General features: G+C 62.2%; 16 protein-coding genes. 7 read left to right on the top strand and 9 right to left on the bottom strand.

The features are described from left to right. Positions 1–110: 110 nt before the first annotated feature. Both AYJ54_RS16550 and AYJ54_RS16545 read right to left on the bottom strand, forming a co-directional pair. Positions 111–443, bottom strand: coding sequence for a DHCW motif cupin fold protein (locus tag AYJ54_RS16550; protein WP_063700130.1), 333 nt, complete (start codon positions 441–443; stop codon positions 111–113). 127 nt (positions 444–570) lie between these two features. Next, positions 571–1821, bottom strand: a complete 1251-nt coding sequence (locus tag AYJ54_RS16545) for an MFS transporter (protein WP_063700128.1) — start codon at positions 1819–1821, stop codon at positions 571–573. Positions 1822–1923: 102 nt separating this feature from the next. On the opposite strand from AYJ54_RS16545, the gene AYJ54_RS16540 reads away from it, so the two are divergent. The 3 genes from AYJ54_RS16540 to AYJ54_RS16530 all read left to right on the top strand — a co-directional run bounded on the left by AYJ54_RS16540 (position 1924) and on the right by AYJ54_RS16530 (position 5816). Then, positions 1924–2376 (top strand): winged helix-turn-helix transcriptional regulator, encoded by a 453-nt coding sequence (locus AYJ54_RS16540; protein ID WP_063700126.1) that lies wholly within the window; start codon positions 1924–1926, stop codon positions 2374–2376. Between the two features lie 198 nt (positions 2377–2574). Beyond that, positions 2575–4173 (top strand): glutamine-hydrolyzing GMP synthase, encoded by a 1599-nt coding sequence (gene guaA, locus AYJ54_RS16535; RefSeq protein WP_063700537.1) that lies wholly within the window; start codon positions 2575–2577, stop codon positions 4171–4173. A gap of 431 nt (positions 4174–4604) precedes the next feature. Further along, positions 4605–5816 (top strand): carboxymuconolactone decarboxylase family protein, encoded by a 1212-nt coding sequence (locus AYJ54_RS16530; RefSeq protein WP_063700125.1) that lies wholly within the window; start codon positions 4605–4607, stop codon positions 5814–5816. A 575-nt stretch (positions 5817–6391) separates the two neighbouring features. Here AYJ54_RS16530 and AYJ54_RS16525 read toward each other — a convergent pair. Together AYJ54_RS16525 and AYJ54_RS16520 are read right to left on the bottom strand one after the other, a co-directional pair. Further along, positions 6392–6991: an NADPH-dependent F420 reductase gene (locus tag AYJ54_RS16525; protein ID WP_063700123.1), complete on the bottom strand. Its 600-nt coding sequence runs from the start codon at positions 6989–6991 to the stop codon at positions 6392–6394. Positions 6992–7204: 213 nt separating this feature from the next. Next, positions 7205–7939 carry an SDR family NAD(P)-dependent oxidoreductase gene (locus AYJ54_RS16520; protein ID WP_063700121.1) on the bottom strand — a complete coding sequence of 245 codons (735 nt, stop codon included), beginning with the start codon at positions 7937–7939 and terminating at the stop codon, positions 7205–7207. A gap of 290 nt (positions 7940–8229) precedes the next feature. On the opposite strand from AYJ54_RS16520, the gene AYJ54_RS16515 reads away from it, so the two are divergent. Next, positions 8230–9126 carry a LysR family transcriptional regulator gene (locus AYJ54_RS16515; protein WP_063700120.1) on the top strand — a complete coding sequence of 299 codons (897 nt, stop codon included), beginning with the start codon at positions 8230–8232 and terminating at the stop codon, positions 9124–9126. Between the two features lie 32 nt (positions 9127–9158). On the opposite strand, the gene AYJ54_RS16510 is transcribed toward AYJ54_RS16515, so the two are convergent. Continuing rightward, positions 9159–10019 (bottom strand): DMT family transporter, encoded by an 861-nt coding sequence (locus AYJ54_RS16510; RefSeq protein ID WP_063700118.1) that lies wholly within the window; start codon positions 10017–10019, stop codon positions 9159–9161. A gap of 70 nt (positions 10020–10089) precedes the next feature. Then, positions 10090–10626 (bottom strand): TetR/AcrR family transcriptional regulator, encoded by a 537-nt coding sequence (locus AYJ54_RS16505; RefSeq protein WP_430641431.1) that lies wholly within the window; start codon positions 10624–10626, stop codon positions 10090–10092. A 395-nt stretch (positions 10627–11021) separates the two neighbouring features. On the opposite strand from AYJ54_RS16505, the gene AYJ54_RS16500 reads away from it, so the two are divergent. Beyond that, a complete protein-coding gene (locus tag AYJ54_RS16500; RefSeq protein ID WP_063700114.1) occupies positions 11022–12260 on the top strand; it encodes a serine hydrolase domain-containing protein in 1239 nt (412 codons plus the stop codon). Positions 12261–12445: 185 nt separating this feature from the next. After that, the gene (locus AYJ54_RS16495) at positions 12446–12880 is read left to right on the top strand and encodes a RidA family protein (protein WP_063700112.1); all 435 of its coding nucleotides are present in this window, start codon (positions 12446–12448) and stop codon (positions 12878–12880) included. A 147-nt stretch (positions 12881–13027) separates the two neighbouring features. On the opposite strand, the gene AYJ54_RS16490 is transcribed toward AYJ54_RS16495, so the two are convergent. Both AYJ54_RS16490 and AYJ54_RS16485 read right to left on the bottom strand, forming a co-directional pair. After that, entirely contained in the window at positions 13028–13537 is a 510-nt protein-coding gene (locus tag AYJ54_RS16490; RefSeq protein ID WP_063700110.1) for a GFA family protein, read from the bottom strand. Further along, positions 13534–13899: a VOC family protein gene (locus AYJ54_RS16485; protein WP_063700534.1), complete on the bottom strand. Its 366-nt coding sequence runs from the start codon at positions 13897–13899 to the stop codon at positions 13534–13536. Before AYJ54_RS16485 ends, AYJ54_RS16490 begins: the two co-directional genes overlap by 4 nt. Before the next feature lie 76 nt (positions 13900–13975). Here AYJ54_RS16485 and AYJ54_RS16480 point away from each other — a divergent pair, with 76 nt between their 5' ends. Then, the gene (locus AYJ54_RS16480; RefSeq protein WP_063700107.1) at positions 13976–14647 is read left to right on the top strand and encodes a TetR/AcrR family transcriptional regulator; all 672 of its coding nucleotides are present in this window, start codon (positions 13976–13978) and stop codon (positions 14645–14647) included. A 5-nt stretch (positions 14648–14652) separates the two neighbouring features. Here the strand turns inward: AYJ54_RS16480 and AYJ54_RS16475 are convergent, their stop codons facing one another. Next, positions 14653–15150 (bottom strand): peptide deformylase, encoded by a 498-nt coding sequence (locus AYJ54_RS16475; protein WP_063700105.1) that lies wholly within the window; start codon positions 15148–15150, stop codon positions 14653–14655. Positions 15151–15207 lie beyond the last annotated feature (57 nt).

The raw sequence follows: 15207 nt of genomic DNA, 5'->3' as shown, positions 1-15207 counted from the left end.
TCTAGCGAGTTATTGGGGCTACTTCAAGGCGGCACCCGTGGATCGGGATGTTGCGCCAGTTCTCTATTTTGCGCTGCAAAATTCGGCTTCTCGGGCTTCGCAGGCACGTCTCAATCCACGATGAAGAGCGTCGCGCCCGTGGCCGTCGACGAGCGATGCGCGGCGTCGCCGAAATCCGAGACCTGGTAGCTCATCCCCGGCGTGAGCTTGAACCTGCGCCCGTCGCGCAGCTCGGTGTCGAGCTCGCCTTGCAGCACGTAGAGCACGTGGCCGCGGTCGCACCAGTGATCGGCGAGGTAGCCCGGCGAATACTCCACCATCCGCACGCGGAGATCACCGATGTTCAGCGTCCGCCACAAGGCCTGGCCGGTTTCGCCGGGATGCACCGTCGGCGCAACCTGGCTCCAGTCAGTGACGGTGAAGGGCGAGGTGGGGAGTTTCATGGCGGTAATCCTGTCTCGGCGCTGGCTGTGGTTTCGTTATCGTACGCTTTGGCCACAGTCTCCATCTTTGGAATCGCGCCGCGACACGGGTTCGCCGGAAATCGCGGATCCGACGTGATGCCCGCGGCTAGTGCGTCAGCGCACAGTCCGCCGGCACCGGCACCCTGCTCACGATGATGACCCAGACCAATAGCGCGGCCGCGCTGATCCCCGCGCCGAGCGCGCAGACACCGATCCAGCCGGCCATGGCGTACACCGTCGTCGAGGCGATCGCGCCAACGGCACTTCCGATCGAGTAGAACACCATGTAGCCACCGACCAGCCGGCTCGCCGCATCTGGGCGCGCGGCGACGATCAGGCTCTGGCTGGTCACGTGCACCGCCTGGAGCCCGAAATCGAGCATGATCACGCCGGCGACGACCAGCCAGAGCGAGGCTTGCAGGCAGGCGATCGGAGCCCAGGCCGCCAGCATCAGCATCAGCGACAGTCCGGTCGTGCGCTGGGCCCATCCGAGATCGGCGAGGCGGCCGGCATTGCGCGCCGCGAGCGCTCCGGCGACCCCGGCTACTCCGAGCAGTCCGATCGTGGTGTGCGACAGGGCGAAGGGAGGCACCGAAAGCGGCAGCACGATCGAGGTCCAGAACACGTTGAGATTGGCGAAGATCAGAAACGCAAACAGCGCGCGCTCGCGCAGGATCGGTTCCTCGACGAACAGCGCGGCCGTCGAGCGTAGCAGCGACAGATAGGAGGATCCGGCCATCGCTGCCTGCGGTGCGCGAGGCAGAACGCGCAGGAGCAGCGCGGCCATGGCGAGCATGAGGCCGGCCGAGACCAGATACACCAGACGCCAGCCGCCGATGTCGGCCAGCGCGCCCGAGCCGAAACGCGCCAGCAGGATCCCCGCAACGACGCCGCTCGTGACCGTGCCGATGGCGCGACCGCGCTCGGCTGGTGTTGCCAGCGTTGCGGCAAAGGCGACGAGCACCTGGACGACGACGGCGAGCAGGCCGACCAGCGCCATTGCCGCGAGCAGCACGGCGGCGTGCGACGCCGTGCCGACGACGAGGAGGGCGATCGCCGACAGCACGGTCTGGCCGACGATCAGGCGGCGGCGATCCCAGAGATCGCCGAGTGGCACGATGAGGATCAGGCCGAACCCGTAGCCGATCTGGGTGAAGGTCACCACCATGCCGATCGCGGCAGGGGCGATGCCGAGGTCGTGCGCCATCGCGTCGAGCAGGGGCTGCGCGAAGTAGATGTTGGCGACGCTCAGGCCGCAGGTCAGCGCGAACAGCACCGCCATCGCGCGGGAGAGGCCGCGACCGGCCGTGTCGCCGGCGTTCCTCGGTCCGGCTGGCGCGATGTCGTCCTTCATCATTGCTATCTCCGGCACAGTTCAATCTAGTCCTATAATAAGACCAGTTGCGCGCCGTGCTGTCCAGTCTTATTTTAGGACCAGTTTGGAGAGGAGCGGCGGCGAATGAAGCGGACCGGTTTTGCCAAGGCCGACTGCCCGGTGGCGCGCGCGCTGGACGCGATCGGGGACTGGTGGTCGCTCCTGATCGTGCGCGACGCGTTCGACGGGTTGCGCCGGTTCGGCGATTTCCAGAAGAACCTCGGCATTGCCAGGGGCATGCTCAGCGCGCGCCTGCACAAGCTGGTGGAGCTCGACGTGCTCGAGCTGGTTCCGGCCTCCGACGGCAGCGCCTATCAGGAATATGCGCTGACCAAGAAAGGGCGCGACCTGTTTCCGGTCGTCGTCAGCCTGCGGCAATGGGGTGAGGCGCATCTCTATGCGCGCGGCGAAGCGCATTCGGACCTGGTGGACCAGGCGGGCCAGCCGGTCGGGCAGCTCATGCTTCCATCGCGAGCCGGCCGGCCGCTGACATGGTCCGATACCAGGGTGAGGAAAGTCGGCGCGCGCAATCGCTGACGACGCGCGGGCCTTGGCAGGAGGAGCCATCTTTCCGCGGCCGCTCAACGACAGGTTCCCGCCTGAACGGCCGCCATCGCGCGAAGCAAATTAGGTCAACTTTACTGACCTATATCGCTTTGTCCATGCCCAAAGAAGAATGTGGGCGTGCTCGCACGCGCGGTTGCGGGCGCGGCCCTCGTCGCGTATCTGCTTGCCATGACAGCAGCACAGAACGCCCGCGAGTCGTCGACGCCCTCCGTGGCCTCGGCGCACGACAAGATTCTCATCATCGATTTCGGCAGCCAGGTGACGCAGCTGATCGCGCGTCGCGTGCGCGAAGACGGCGTCTATTGCGAGATCGTCCCGTTCAACAAGGCGGACGCAGCCTTCAAGGAGATGAAGCCCAAGGCGGTGATCCTCTCCGGGGGACCAGCCTCGGTGCTCGACGACAACGCGCCGGCTGCTCCCATGTCGATCCTCACCGCCGGCGTGCCGGTCCTCGGCATCTGCTATGGCGAGCAGACCATGGCGCAGCAGTTGGGGGGCACCGTCGAGGCCGGCCATCACCGCGAATTCGGCCGCGCAACAATTGAGGTCACCGACGATTGCGCGCTGTTCGAGGGCGTCTGGCAGAAGGGCGGCCGCTACGACGTCTGGATGAGCCATGGCGACCGGGTGACAAAACTGCCCAACGGTTTTCGCGGCGTGGCGAAAGCCGCGGGCTCGCCGATCTCCGTCATCGCCGACGACAAGCGCAAGTTCTACGCGATGCAGTTCCACCCCGAGGTGGTGCACACCGTGGACGGAGCAAAACTGCTCCGCAATTTCGTGCGCAAGATCGCAGGCCTTTCCGGCGACTGGACCATGCGCGCCTTCCGCGAGGAGGAGATCCAGAAGATCCGCGCCCAGGTCGGCAAGGGCAGGGTGATCTGCGGCCTGTCCGGCGGCGTCGATTCAGCCGTTGCGGCCGTGCTGATCCACGAGGCGATCGGCGACCAGCTCACCTGCGTCTTCGTCGACCACGGCCTGATGCGCCTCAATGAGGCCGAGACGGTGGTCGATTTGTTCCGCCACCACTACAACATCCCGCTCGTGCACGTGGATGCCTCAAAACAGTTTTTGGGCGAGCTCGAAGGCGTCACCGATCCCGAAAAGAAGCGCAAGACCATCGGCCGCCTCTTCATCGAGGTATTCGAAGAGGAGGCCAGGAAGATCGGCGGCGCCGACTTCCTCGCGCAAGGCACGCTCTACCCCGATGTGATCGAGAGCGTCTCCTTCACCGGCGGCCCCTCGGTGACGATCAAGTCGCACCACAATGTCGGCGGCCTGCCTGAGCGCATGAACATGAAGCTCGTCGAGCCCTTGCGCGAACTGTTCAAGGACGAGGTGCGCAAGCTCGGGCGCGAGCTCGGCCTGCCCGAAATCTTCGTCGGCCGCCACCCGTTCCCGGGCCCCGGCCTCGCCATCCGCTGCCCCGGCGACATCACGAGGGACAAGCTCGAGATCCTGCGCCAGGCCGATGCCGTCTATATCGACCAGATCCGGAAAGCAGGCCTCTACGACGAAATCTGGCAGGCCTTCGCCGTGCTGCTCCCCGTGAAGACCGTCGGCGTCATGGGCGACGGCCGCACCTATGACTACGTCGTGGGCCTCCGCGCCGTCACCTCCACCGACGGCATGACCGCCGACTTCTACCAGTTCGACATGAAGTTTCTGGGCGAGACCGCCACGCGCATCATCAACGAGGTGAAGGGCGTGAATAGGGTCGTGTACGACGTGACCAGCAAGCCGCCGGGCACGATCGAGTGGGAGTGACGGGGCGTGCTGTGGAGTAAAGTAGGATAGGATATCGCGCTGTAGGCAATACCAGCACAGCAAAAGTAGCCGATAGTTCTCAATTTGCGATGACTGGGATCAGCCGGCATTAGCGTCGGTTCTGATGATACAAACCCTCGGACTGCAGAGGTCACGTTCCGAGGGTTTGTATCGAATCCGGCTATGCCTGGTGTGGGGCGGTCGCGACCAGCATTCCTTGTCGAGCGCCTTCGACTATGGCTAGTTCCGCGATGCCTTCTTTGGTTTCACGGCCAAGTCCGGGGCGCTTCGTGAGAGAGATCGCCGATGTCGTGTCGCCCTAACGCAGCAATAACCGAGCACAGCGCACCCGCCTCCGGCCAGAGTTTTTTGGAGCTGCCCTTGTCGCCGTGGGTGGGACTCCCGCCACAATCAATCAGAAGGCATATGCAATGACAGCAACATCTCAATATAGTCGTTATTCACGCGGTCTTGAAATCTTACGGCAGATTGGCGGAGAGAATTTCGACGAGCCGATTAATAGTCTTGCCGAGACATCCGTCGACCTTTCTCGTTTCACCGTAGAATACCCATACGGAGACGTTCTATCGCGGCCAGGTCTCGACCTCCCATTGCGTCAGCTGTGCACTATTTCAATGCTGCTTGCCGACGGAAGCGCCCAGCCGCAGTTGAAGTTTCATATGGCGGGCTTCCTCAACGCCGGCGGCGAGCCGAAGGCGCTTATCGAACTCATGTTTATATCTGTAGCGCTCCTCGGCTTCCCGCCAACGGTAAATGCGATCGGCCTTATTCGTGCGGTGTTCGCTGAGCGCAAGCTTGCTTTCGAACCCATCGAGCCCTCCGCAGGCGATGGATCGACACGCCGACAGGCCGGGTTGGAGACGCTCGACCGGCTCTCTGGAGGCGATGTGCAGGCATATTTCGATGGCTTTGCTGCCGGTTCGCCTGACCTCGCGCAACTCTCCATCGAGTTCGCCTTTGGTGAAATGCTGGCGCGCGACGGCCTCGACCAAAAAGCCAAACTGTTCGCAATCATCTCGATGCTTGCCGCCAGTGGCAACCGTGCGGCGACGCTCCGTCTTCATCTCGCCGGCGCGCTTGCCCATGGCGTGACGCGAGAGGAAATCATCGAGGTGCTGATCCAGCTCAGCGTCTATCGGGGTTTTCCGGCAGCGCTGAACGCCTTCGCCGTCGCCAAGGATATCTTCGCTGCCGGGTCGGCAACGATTGGGGCAAACGTGCCCCCACCCGCCGTGGTCGAGAGCCGCGCAGACCGGTTGGAACGCGGGCGTGCTACGCTTGCAAAAACGTCCGGTTCATCGGGCGATGCCGTGGTCCGCACTTTCGATGATGTCGCACCTGATCTCGGTCGAATGATCGTCGAGCATTCTTATGGTGAGGTGTTCTCGCGGAGCGGGATCGACATGAAGTCTCGGGAACTCAGCGCCTGCGCTGCTCTGGCAGCCGTTGGGTCTGCCACGACAGAGATTCCGCTTCGCGTGCACATCAACGCCGCGTTGAACGTTGGCGCGACGCGGGAAGAAATTCTGGAAACGCTCGTAAACCTCATTCCTTACAGCGGCTATCCCGCGACACAGCAGGCGGTTCGTATCGCAGCCGAGGAATTCTCTAAGCGCGGTTAGCCCAAAAAGGGCAGATCACCTCAGTGGTCTTCAAAACGGCTGACGACTGCCGATAACCGCGGAGTGGAAGTAGGAGAGGCCGTCGCGAAACGGTCTCTCTCGCCCATGCGCTTTACTGCTGACGGTCTTTTATCAGGCGCTATGCCGAATGTGCGTGTGCTAGCGAAGCGAAAAATCGACCAATTGATGTCGATAGTCACTGAAACCGAGCAGATCGCGTATCGTCAAAAATCTTGTTTGAAATCAAGAGCGCAATTTTCTGACGGACTGGCGAGACGGTTCTTCGTCGGGCGCAGAAACAATTTGCGCTCCAAAATCAGCACATTACCACGGCTTAAAACAATCGAGTGGGAGTGAGGGGGAGTACCATGGAGCAGTATCGGATAGCAGAGGACACTCGGGCGAATCCTAGGCCATCGATAGCAGTCGATAGATGCTAAGCGACCCGTGGATCCGCCGCTCCGTCGGCGTCACACCGCTTGAGGGGGCGCCGTCATGTCGATGTCATTGAGCACATAGATGGCCGACGTTTCGGGATCGTACTCCTCGGGCCAAATCACACGGTCGTAGATCGATTACTGCTCCTTCTTGAACAAATCCTGGAAGATGAGCTGGCCCCAAGTGCGGCCGCGTGCGTGCACCAGCGCGCCACCCTCGTTGAGCTTTCCCAGCTTGACGGGTGCGAACCCGAGTTGTTTGGCCAAGGCCGCCACGGGAGCGGTCGCGTCCTCGTCGTCGCTCGACAGAAAGACGACCCGGTGGCCGCCTTCGACGATCGGATCGGCAGCCAGGGTGGCCGCAATCAGGTGATTGAAGCCTTTGACGAACTTGGCGCCGGTGAACGCCTTCGCGACGAAGGCGGAGGACGGGAGACCGTCCAGCTCCTCAGGGGGAAGCAACGCGTTCATCGCGTCGATGACCGTCTTGCCTTTCCAGCTCGGCAGGGCCTTCGCAACCTCGCGATGCTCCCCGAACGGGACCGCCAAGATGATTGTGTCGGCCTCGAGTGCATCCCGCAGCGACTTGGCGACGACCGTGGGTCCAATCGCCCGAGCCTGCGGCGCCAACGCCTCGGGAGGCCGGCGGCTCGCGACGGCCAGCTTGATGTTTTTACGGGCGAAGGCCCGGGCGAGGGCCTGGCCTACCGCACCGAATCCTACAATCGCATAGCTCATGATACTTCTCCGATCCGTGTTGATATTGATTCCCCGGCCTTCAATGGCGCTGGGTTATCCGTTTCGATGCATGGTGACCTTCGCGAGATCTTCGGACCGCCACCCCAAGCGATGCGCGTCATCGCTTCGAATTCTTGAATTGCGTAGACGTCCTCCCGTGAACGACTTCCACGCGGCCGGACGGTCAGCCACTTCCCGCGATCAGGCGCGATTTCAGATGGCCGAGAAGCCGCCGTCGACAGACAGCTCCACCCCATTCACGAAGCTGGAATCGTCAGAAGCAAGAAACACCGCGACCGCCGCAATTTCCTCAGGACGACCCATCTTTCCCCGCGGGATCAGGGATTCAAACATCCGCTTCGCCTCCTCGGTGAGAACTTGGTCCTGCATCGGTGTGGCGATCGGCCCCGGGCTCAGCACGTTCACCCGGATATTCCTGCCCTTCAGTTCGTTGAGCCAAGTGCGTGCGAATGAGCGCAACGCCGCCTTGCTTGCCGAATACACGCCGTAGCCAGGAAAACCTTTCACCGAAGCAACTGACCCGGTCATGAAGATCGATCCGCCATCGTTGAACAGCGGCAACGCCTTCTGAACCGTAAACAGCGTGCCGCGCGTATTCAGGCCGAAGGCCGCATCGAAGTGCTGCTCGGTAATCTCGCCCAGTGGGACTGCTTCGCCCGTGCCGGCGCTCGCGTACAGGACGTCGATCTTGCCCTTTTGCCGTTTGACTGTGTCGAACAGGCGGTCGAGGTCGTCGAGATTGGCCGCGTCGCCGCGCACGCCGGTCACGTTCCGGCCAATCAGCCTGACGGCCTCGTTGAGCGCCTCCTGCCTCCGGCCCGTGATGAAAACATAGGCGCCTTCTTCAACGAACCGCTTGGCACTCGCCGCCGCCATGCCGCTCGATCCACCCGTGATGACTGCAACCTTACCCTCAAGCTTTCCCATGACTTCTCCTTTCAGGCTCCGCCTTTGGTCGTTCGGGGAGGCCCCCGAGAACCTCGACATAGGTCTGCCGGCGTCAGGCGTTGAGTGCGGAAGCGCGCACATCGGTGGTGCGAAATCGATCCGGCGGGACGACTGACGCCAGCCGCGATCGGTGCCCGCCGTTCGGAATTGGGCCGTGCTTGTCGGCATAGGCAGTGATCACCCGACCGTGCTACCCCACATTCGAGAGGATGTTCGATGGTGTTGGACACGGACTTTCGAAGGCAAACCCTGCGGTGCGGGATTGCACCATGATCGACTGGGATGACGTTCGCTACTTTCTTGCCGTCGCGCGCGGGGGCTCGGTGCGGGCTGCCGCCGAGCGCCTCGGTGTGAACCACTCAACCGTGCTCCGACGCATCGCCCAGCTCGAGGAACGGCTCGGGGCGCACATGTTCGAAAAGCTGCCTTCGGGCTACCGCCTGACGGCTGCGGGGGAGGAGGTCCTCGAGCTCGCGAAGCAGATGGAAGCGTCGTCGCACCAGCTGGAGACGCGCGTGTTCGGTCGCGACCAGAGCGTGCGCGGGCTTCTGCGGGTAACGCTGGCACCGCCCCTCGCGACACACCTGCTCATGCCGGACTTCGCCGATTTCGCGCGTCTGCATCCAGACATCGAGGTGGAAATCTTGTCGTCCGGCGAGCTGGCAAATCTGACCAACCGAGAGGCCGACGTCGCGATCCGCGTCGTCTACGACCGCAAAACCCTGCCGCTCAATCTTCACGGCCTGAAGGGGCCGGAGCTGTTCGGCGGCGTCTACATGTCCCGCGATCGACTAGCCGCGTGGCGTGCGGGCGCGCCTGATCCCATCCGGTGGATCGTCATAAGCATTCATGGAATTCCGGATTGGGCCCGCGAGGGTGAGGTTCGCACCAAGGGGGTTCCGTTCAGGACCACGGACGGCGAGGCGCAGATCGTTGCAGTTCGGCAAGGAATCGGGATGACGACACTGCCGTGCTTCGTCGGAGATGCCGACCCCCTACTGGTGAGGGTGCCGGGCACCGACCTGCACATGTACGGAGCGCTCTGGCTTCTCACCCAGGGCGAGACACGCAAGACGAAGCGCGTGCGGCTCTTCACTGAGTTCGTATCCAGCAGGCTTGCCGCGTACGCGCCGCTTCTCGCGGGACTGTCCATATCGCACGACTGACGCGCGGCAGCGCTACGACGCAGCTTTCGGATTCAAACCGGTCGAGCGCTCGGCCTAAACTGTGTCAAGGCAACACCAGAGATCGCTAGCAGCGCACCAATAATCAACTTCGGAGTCATCGGCTCGCCAAGAAATAATGCGCTCGACATCAAGGCGAACACCGGCAGCAGTAGACCGAAGGGGGCAACGCGCCCCATAGAGCAGCGAGCGATCAGCCAGAACCAAAGGCCAAATCCAACAATTCCTCCGATAAAAATTGTGTAGGCGAATGCCAGCCAGCCACGTTCATCCGCGGCAACGAGGCTCGCCAGTTGTCCATGTTCAAGGAGCAACGACATCAACATCACCTGCGGCACCGTGAACAGCGACGACCAACCCATCAACATCAAGGGATCAAAAGGGCCGTAGCGTTTCGTCAAGACGTTGGATACCGCGAACGCGAAGGCAGCTCCGATCACCAGCAGTAGTGGTAGCCCGTTTGACGACAGGCCGGGCTCCGCCCTCAACACAAAGACGCCGGCGAATGCAAGCGCTACTCCGGAGGCGGTAGTGAGAGACGGCCTCTCCGCCAGCAGCGGCCAGGCCAACAGGACCGTGAAGGGCGTGGAGAGTAGATATGCGACAGCCGTCGTGCTTCCCGAGCCGAGCCCGAGACCAACGTAGAAGAGTCCGAAGTTCAGTCCACCAAGAAAAAGCGAGATAGCTGCGATAGGACGCAACTGTTCACGCGTGGGCTTTTTGACGAACGGAATAAGCAGGAGCGCGGTGGCCAGGAAACGCAGCGCAAGGAAGAAGAACGGCGGAAACTCCGTAATGCCCACTTTGATGACCACGAACTGATAACCCCAGAGCAAAGGAACGGCCACCGCGCAAACAATCTGGATCGCGGACATGGTATTCTCCTTTAAAGACCGATTGGTCTAGATATCGGCGCGCCGATCGTGAGGAGGGGCCCGGGTTTGCTTACCTGATGAAACGATCGAGCAGAGCGTCGGCCGCGGCTTGGGTTATGGCTCCCGTCGGCGCCGTTTTGCTGATCACTCGCAGCCCTTCAACGAAACAGACGAGAATGCGGGCAGCATTTGCAGGGTCGACACCGTCGGCTAACCTGCCCGCCGCCTTCGCACGGGAAAGTGCATCCGCCACCCGCGCCTCCATGACTTCGAAAAAGCTCGCGATGCGACGATTAACGTCAGCGTCACGCCCGGCCAGTTCCATGGTTGTGGCAATCACCAGACATCCGCGCCGACCGTGGGCGCCGCTCGTGCGCTCAACATACCCAGCAAGGTAGGCCCGCAGGCCGTCCACCGGGTCCTTGCGAGGGTCAAGCTCGATATCCATCCGTGTCACGGCATCGGCAATGTAACAATCGAGCGCGCGCAGGAAGAGCGAGTGCTTGTCACCGAAAGCAGCATAAAGGCTGCCACGCGAGAGCTTCGTCGCACGCAGGAGGTCTGGCAGCGCCGTGGCATGATAGCCACGCGACCAGAACACACCCATCGCGCGTTCGACGGCGGCTTCCGCATCGAAACTTCGCGGGCGACCGCGGGGCAACGGCACTGAGGTTCGGTTGCTCATTAGAAAGATATAGACCAAATGGTCTTTAAATCAAGTGACCACTTTGAGTCACGAACCGAACTGACGGAGAGGGCGGCTTTTGAATGCGGACCGGACCTGTATGGCTGCCGGCGCAGGATGGGTAGAGCGCAGCAAAAGCCCATCGTGGCTATAAAACGGGATTGATGGGTATCGCTTCGCTCCACCCATCCTACGATCTGGCGGCAGACGGCGCGCAGCTCCTCCAACTCCTGGGGGCTGCATGTTGGCGTCGAGGGATGTCCGCCATGCCCTCCCATGATACGACATCCTCATCGCCGCTTCCGGAGCATGTGTTCATGTCCGCCTCGACAACCGCCACCGAAACCGACCCCGAAACGCTTGGTTGGATGAAGGGCTTTCCGCCGGCGCCGGATCGGACGATCGCGTTTCAGGACGGCTCGTTCCGCAGTTTCCCCGAGCTGCGCTGGGCCTGGAGCAATGTGCGCCAACTGGTGCCCACGGTGAACGTTTGGCGCGGAGCGGGACCCGCGTCCGTGCTTCCGCGTGAGGACCATGACATCGGTGCATCTGCATCGGTCACCATGGACGGCCGTCCGATGACGTTTGCGAAAATGCTGGAGGAAACCTATGCCGACGGCATCGCCGTGCTGCATCGGGGCAAGCTGATCTACGAGCGTTATTTCGGCGCGTTGAAGCCGCACAAGCCGCATATCGCGATGTCGGTCACGAAGTCGTTCACCGGCGTGCTCGCCGGCCTTCTGGTCACGGAGGGCAGGATCGATCCGCAGGCCCCGGTCACGGATTATGTGCCGGAGCTTAAGGTCAGCGCGTTCGGCGATGCGAAGGTCCACGAGGTCATGGATATGACCACGGGCCTCGAATACACCGAGGTCTATACCGACAGGAATTCCGCCGTCTGGGGATTGCGGCGCGCCAACGGCATGGCGCCGATCGAGCCGGGCTATGATGGCCCGACCACGATCTTCGATTTCCTCCGCGTGCAGCGCAAGCAGGGTGAGCATGGCAAGGCCTTCGCCTACAAGACCGTCAACACCGACGTGCTCGCCTGGATCTGCCGGCGTGCGAGCGGCATGACGCTGTCCGATCTCCTCTCCGAGCGCATCTGGACACCGATGGGCGCGGAAGAGGATGCGCACTATCACGTCGATTGTATCGGGACCGAAAGCGGCGGTGGCGGCCTTTCGACCAGCTTGCGCGATCTCGCCCGCTTCGGCGAGACGATGCGCAATCACGGCCGCTTCAATGGCCGTCAGATCGTGCCGGCATCGGTGGTCGAAGACATCGCGCGCGGCGGTGATCCCGATAAGTTCAAGCCCGCTGGCTACACCACATTGCCTGGCGCCTCCTACCGGAACCAATGGTGGGTCACGCACAACGCGCACGGCGCCTACATGGCGCGCGGCGTTCATGGCCAGGGCATCTATATCGATCCGAAAGCCGAGATGGTGATCGCGCGCTACGCCTCGCATCCGGTTGCAGGCAACGCCGCCAACGATCCCGTGACGCTGCCGGCTTACATGGCACTGGCGAAGGACTTGGTGGCGGGCGGTTGAAATCGCTTCACTGGTAGGATGGCTCAAGCGAAGCGAACCCATAGACGCGGCAGCGTCGGCGTGAGAGGAGAATTGCAGTGACGGTGCAATCAGCGTCGCTGGATCGGGAATGGTAATGCCGGCCGAGGGTGTTACGGTAACCCGGATGAACTTGCTGAACTCTGTGATGGGAAAGGTGCCTTGAAATGTCCACGAATAGCCCTGCCGATCTGAACAAGCCCGGAGGAAACTATGTGCCGGTCGTCATTCACAATGGACTGGCCTATGTGAGCGGCCAGTTGCCGCGCCGTGGCGAGGATCTCCTTTATTCCGGCAAGGTCGGTGCAGATGTCGACGTTAAGGCTGCCCAGGAGGCTGCCGCTTTCTGCGTTGATCTCTGCATATCCGCCGTCAGCCATGCCGCGGGCGGCGAGGAGAAGATCGTTCAGGTCCTGAAGGTCGTCGGATATGTCGCCTCGGCACCAGGATTCATCCAACAGTCGCAAGTCATGAACGGAGCTTCGGACCGACTCATCGAGCGGCTCGGGGAGCGGGGGCGCCACGCGCGCACCTCTATCGGGGTCGCCGAGTTGCCGAGAGGCGCGCCCGTCGAACTTGAGATGGTCGTCGCCGTTCGATGATGAGGCCTAAGACCGGCCGCCGTTTGAGAGCAGCGAGAGACCTGACGGCGGGCGGCTGAAATCACTTCACTCGTAGGATGGGTAGCCGACTTGTCCGCCGTAGCTCGTCGAGCTGCGGCGGACAAGTCTCTCCCCAATCCTGCGAGTCTATCTACCCAGCGACATCGCGATGCGCGATGCGAGAAGCTTGACGATGAAGCCTGGAGGATAGCTTCGATAGCTCGGCACGTCGTCGGAAAGCACGACGCCATCCGGTTTGAACTTTGTGCAGATCCGCGCCTGCAGGGGCGGAAGTTTTCCGTGAAATCGCGCTCTGTAGGCTGAGACCCAGTGCGGACCTCTATCGAAATCCACGAACACCGCCGAATTGCAGCATGTGGCGACAACCCTGTTTGTCGGCGAACTTTCCTTGAGCTTGTAACGCCTCAGCAACTCGGCTCCCTTGGAGCACTCGAAGCGGTCTTTTCGATAGAGGATATAGGCCGTGCCGCCATCGGGATCGCGCACGGCGCCGGCATTTGGCAAAGCTTCGATCTGCTCGGCTCCCTTCTGGCAGTCGTCGCAGTAGCAGACGGCGCTTACGATCGGCCGGCCGAACGCTTTCAGTTCGACGCTGCCGCAGGCGCATGTTGCGAACATGGTGGGTGAGGGGGTCATCTGCTGGCGATCACCATGCGGTTGCCCTCGCTGTCGCGAAACTCCGCGACAGTGCGCCCGGGTTGCCAGCGAGCCTGCATTGGTTCGGTGACGATTTCCACGCCGCGCGTCTTGAGTTTCTCGACCGTCGCCTCGACATTTGCATCCACCAGAACGAGGCCCGGTTCAGCGGATGGCACGTCATCCTTGCGCCTGACGAAATGCAGCGTCGTTTCGGCGTCTGCAAATTTGAGTTCGATCCATCGCCACCGGTCTTTTCCCATGGGCTGATCGGCAACAGTGCGGCAGTCGAAATGCGCGACATAGAACGCTTTGGCTCGCTCCTGATCAAACACCGGAAGCTCGGCAAACTGGACGTGCATCATCGATCCCCACATTGCATGTCGACCCAAATCAAACTAGACTGTCCAGTACTGTAAGTCAACGAGCAGGAAGGGTATGGCCACGCCATCAGCGGGTGCTTCGAAGGAGTCCGAAAATCAGGGCCGCTCGGCGCGAAAGCGGCGCGCGATCATCGATGCAGCAACAGAGATTTTTCTGCAGAAGGGCTATCTCGCCACGAATATGGATGAGATCGCGGCACTGGCGGCGGTGTCGAAGCAGACCGTCTACAAGAATTTTCCGGGCAAGGAGGCGCTGTTCGTGGAGATCGTAAGCAGCGTGAGCACACGGGCCGGGGACAAGGTCCACAATGAGATGCCGGACATCGCCAAGGGCGAAGATTTGCCCGAATATCTTGAGCGCTATGCGTACCGACAGCTCACAGTCGTGCTCACGCCGCGCGTCATGCAGCTCCGCCGTCTGGTGATTGGCGAGGTCGGCCGCTTCCCCGAATTGGCGAAGACTCTGTTTGATGATGGACCGAGGCGCGCGATGGCGGCGATCGCATCGCTGTTCGAGCGTTTGGCCGATCGTGGCCTGCTGGCGATCGATGATCCGGCTGTCGCCGCCTCCCAGTTCAACTGGTTGATCATGGCCGAGCCGTTGAATCGGGCCATGCTGCTCGGTGACGAGGCGATTCCCAAGCCGGCGGAACTCCGACGTCACGCTGCAGCCGGCGTGCGCACGTTCCTCGCATCATACGGCAAGGCACGTACGCGAAAGCGCTGAGTCCTTCACCCCCGCGACATCTTCTCAAACCGCTTGACCAGCCGCTCCCGCTTCAGCCGCGACAGCCGCTGGATCCAGAACATCCCGTTGAGCTGATCGATCTCGTGCTGGTGGCAAACGGCGCGCAGGCCGCCGGAGTCTTCCGTCTGCATGTTGCCGTCGAGGTCCTGATAACTGATCCGCACGCGCGCGTGGCGCTGGACCTCGTCGTTGACACCGGGCATCGAGACGCTGCCTTCGCGGTGCAGGATCATCTCGGGCGAGGCCCATTCGATCTCCGGATTGACATAGGTCTGCGGGCCGTCCCTGTCGTCGAGCTCGAGCACGACGATGCGCAAGGGCACGCCGATATGCGGCGCCGTGATGCCGATGCCGGGCGCGGCGCGCATCGTTTCGAGCAGGTCCGCTGCGAGCTCGCACAAGGCGTCGTCGAAGGCGGTGACGGGGCGGGCCGGCATCGCGAGCCGCCGGTCGGGGTAGCGGACGAGGGGGCGAATGGTCATGCAGGCTCCTACCACTCACGGATGCTTGAAGCATCCCGTTCTTGACGTGCCTACCAA

The sequence above is a fragment of the Bradyrhizobium centrolobii genome (genome assembly GCF_001641635.1).
GTDB classification, from domain to species: domain Bacteria; phylum Pseudomonadota; class Alphaproteobacteria; order Rhizobiales; family Xanthobacteraceae; genus Bradyrhizobium; species Bradyrhizobium centrolobii.
This window is presented reverse-complemented; position numbering and strand designations above follow the sequence as displayed.

Excerpts from the sequence above, each read along its gene's own strand:
- AYJ54_RS16480 (WP_063700107.1), top strand. The coding sequence starts at position 13,976 with ATGGCCACGCCATCAGCGGGTGCTTCGAAGGAGTCCGAAAATCAGGGC.
- AYJ54_RS16520 (WP_063700121.1), bottom strand. The coding sequence starts at position 7,939 with ATGGGAAAGCTTGAGGGTAAGGTTGCAGTCATCACGGGTGGATCGAGC.
- guaA (WP_063700537.1), top strand. The coding sequence starts at position 2,575 with ATGACAGCAGCACAGAACGCCCGCGAGTCGTCGACGCCCTCCGTGGCC.
- AYJ54_RS16525 (WP_063700123.1), bottom strand. The coding sequence starts at position 6,991 with ATGAGCTATGCGATTGTAGGATTCGGTGCGGTAGGCCAGGCCCTCGCC.
- AYJ54_RS16510 (WP_063700118.1), bottom strand. The coding sequence starts at position 10,019 with ATGTCCGCGATCCAGATTGTTTGCGCGGTGGCCGTTCCTTTGCTCTGG.
- AYJ54_RS16550 (WP_063700130.1), bottom strand. The coding sequence starts at position 443 with ATGAAACTCCCCACCTCGCCCTTCACCGTCACTGACTGGAGCCAGGTT.
- AYJ54_RS16505 (WP_430641431.1), bottom strand. The coding sequence starts at position 10,626 with ATGGGTGTGTTCTGGTCGCGTGGCTATCATGCCACGGCGCTGCCAGAC.
- AYJ54_RS16515 (WP_063700120.1), top strand. The coding sequence starts at position 8,230 with ATGATCGACTGGGATGACGTTCGCTACTTTCTTGCCGTCGCGCGCGGG.
- AYJ54_RS16495 (WP_063700112.1), top strand. The coding sequence starts at position 12,446 with ATGTCCACGAATAGCCCTGCCGATCTGAACAAGCCCGGAGGAAACTAT.
- AYJ54_RS16485 (WP_063700534.1), bottom strand. The coding sequence starts at position 13,899 with ATGCACGTCCAGTTTGCCGAGCTTCCGGTGTTTGATCAGGAGCGAGCC.
- AYJ54_RS16475 (WP_063700105.1), bottom strand. The coding sequence starts at position 15,150 with ATGACCATTCGCCCCCTCGTCCGCTACCCCGACCGGCGGCTCGCGATG.
- AYJ54_RS16540 (WP_063700126.1), top strand. The coding sequence starts at position 1,924 with ATGAAGCGGACCGGTTTTGCCAAGGCCGACTGCCCGGTGGCGCGCGCG.
- AYJ54_RS16530 (WP_063700125.1), top strand. The coding sequence starts at position 4,605 with ATGACAGCAACATCTCAATATAGTCGTTATTCACGCGGTCTTGAAATC.
- AYJ54_RS16500 (WP_063700114.1), top strand. The coding sequence starts at position 11,022 with ATGTCCGCCTCGACAACCGCCACCGAAACCGACCCCGAAACGCTTGGT.
- AYJ54_RS16545 (WP_063700128.1), bottom strand. The coding sequence starts at position 1,821 with ATGATGAAGGACGACATCGCGCCAGCCGGACCGAGGAACGCCGGCGAC.
- AYJ54_RS16490 (WP_063700110.1), bottom strand. The coding sequence starts at position 13,537 with ATGACCCCCTCACCCACCATGTTCGCAACATGCGCCTGCGGCAGCGTC.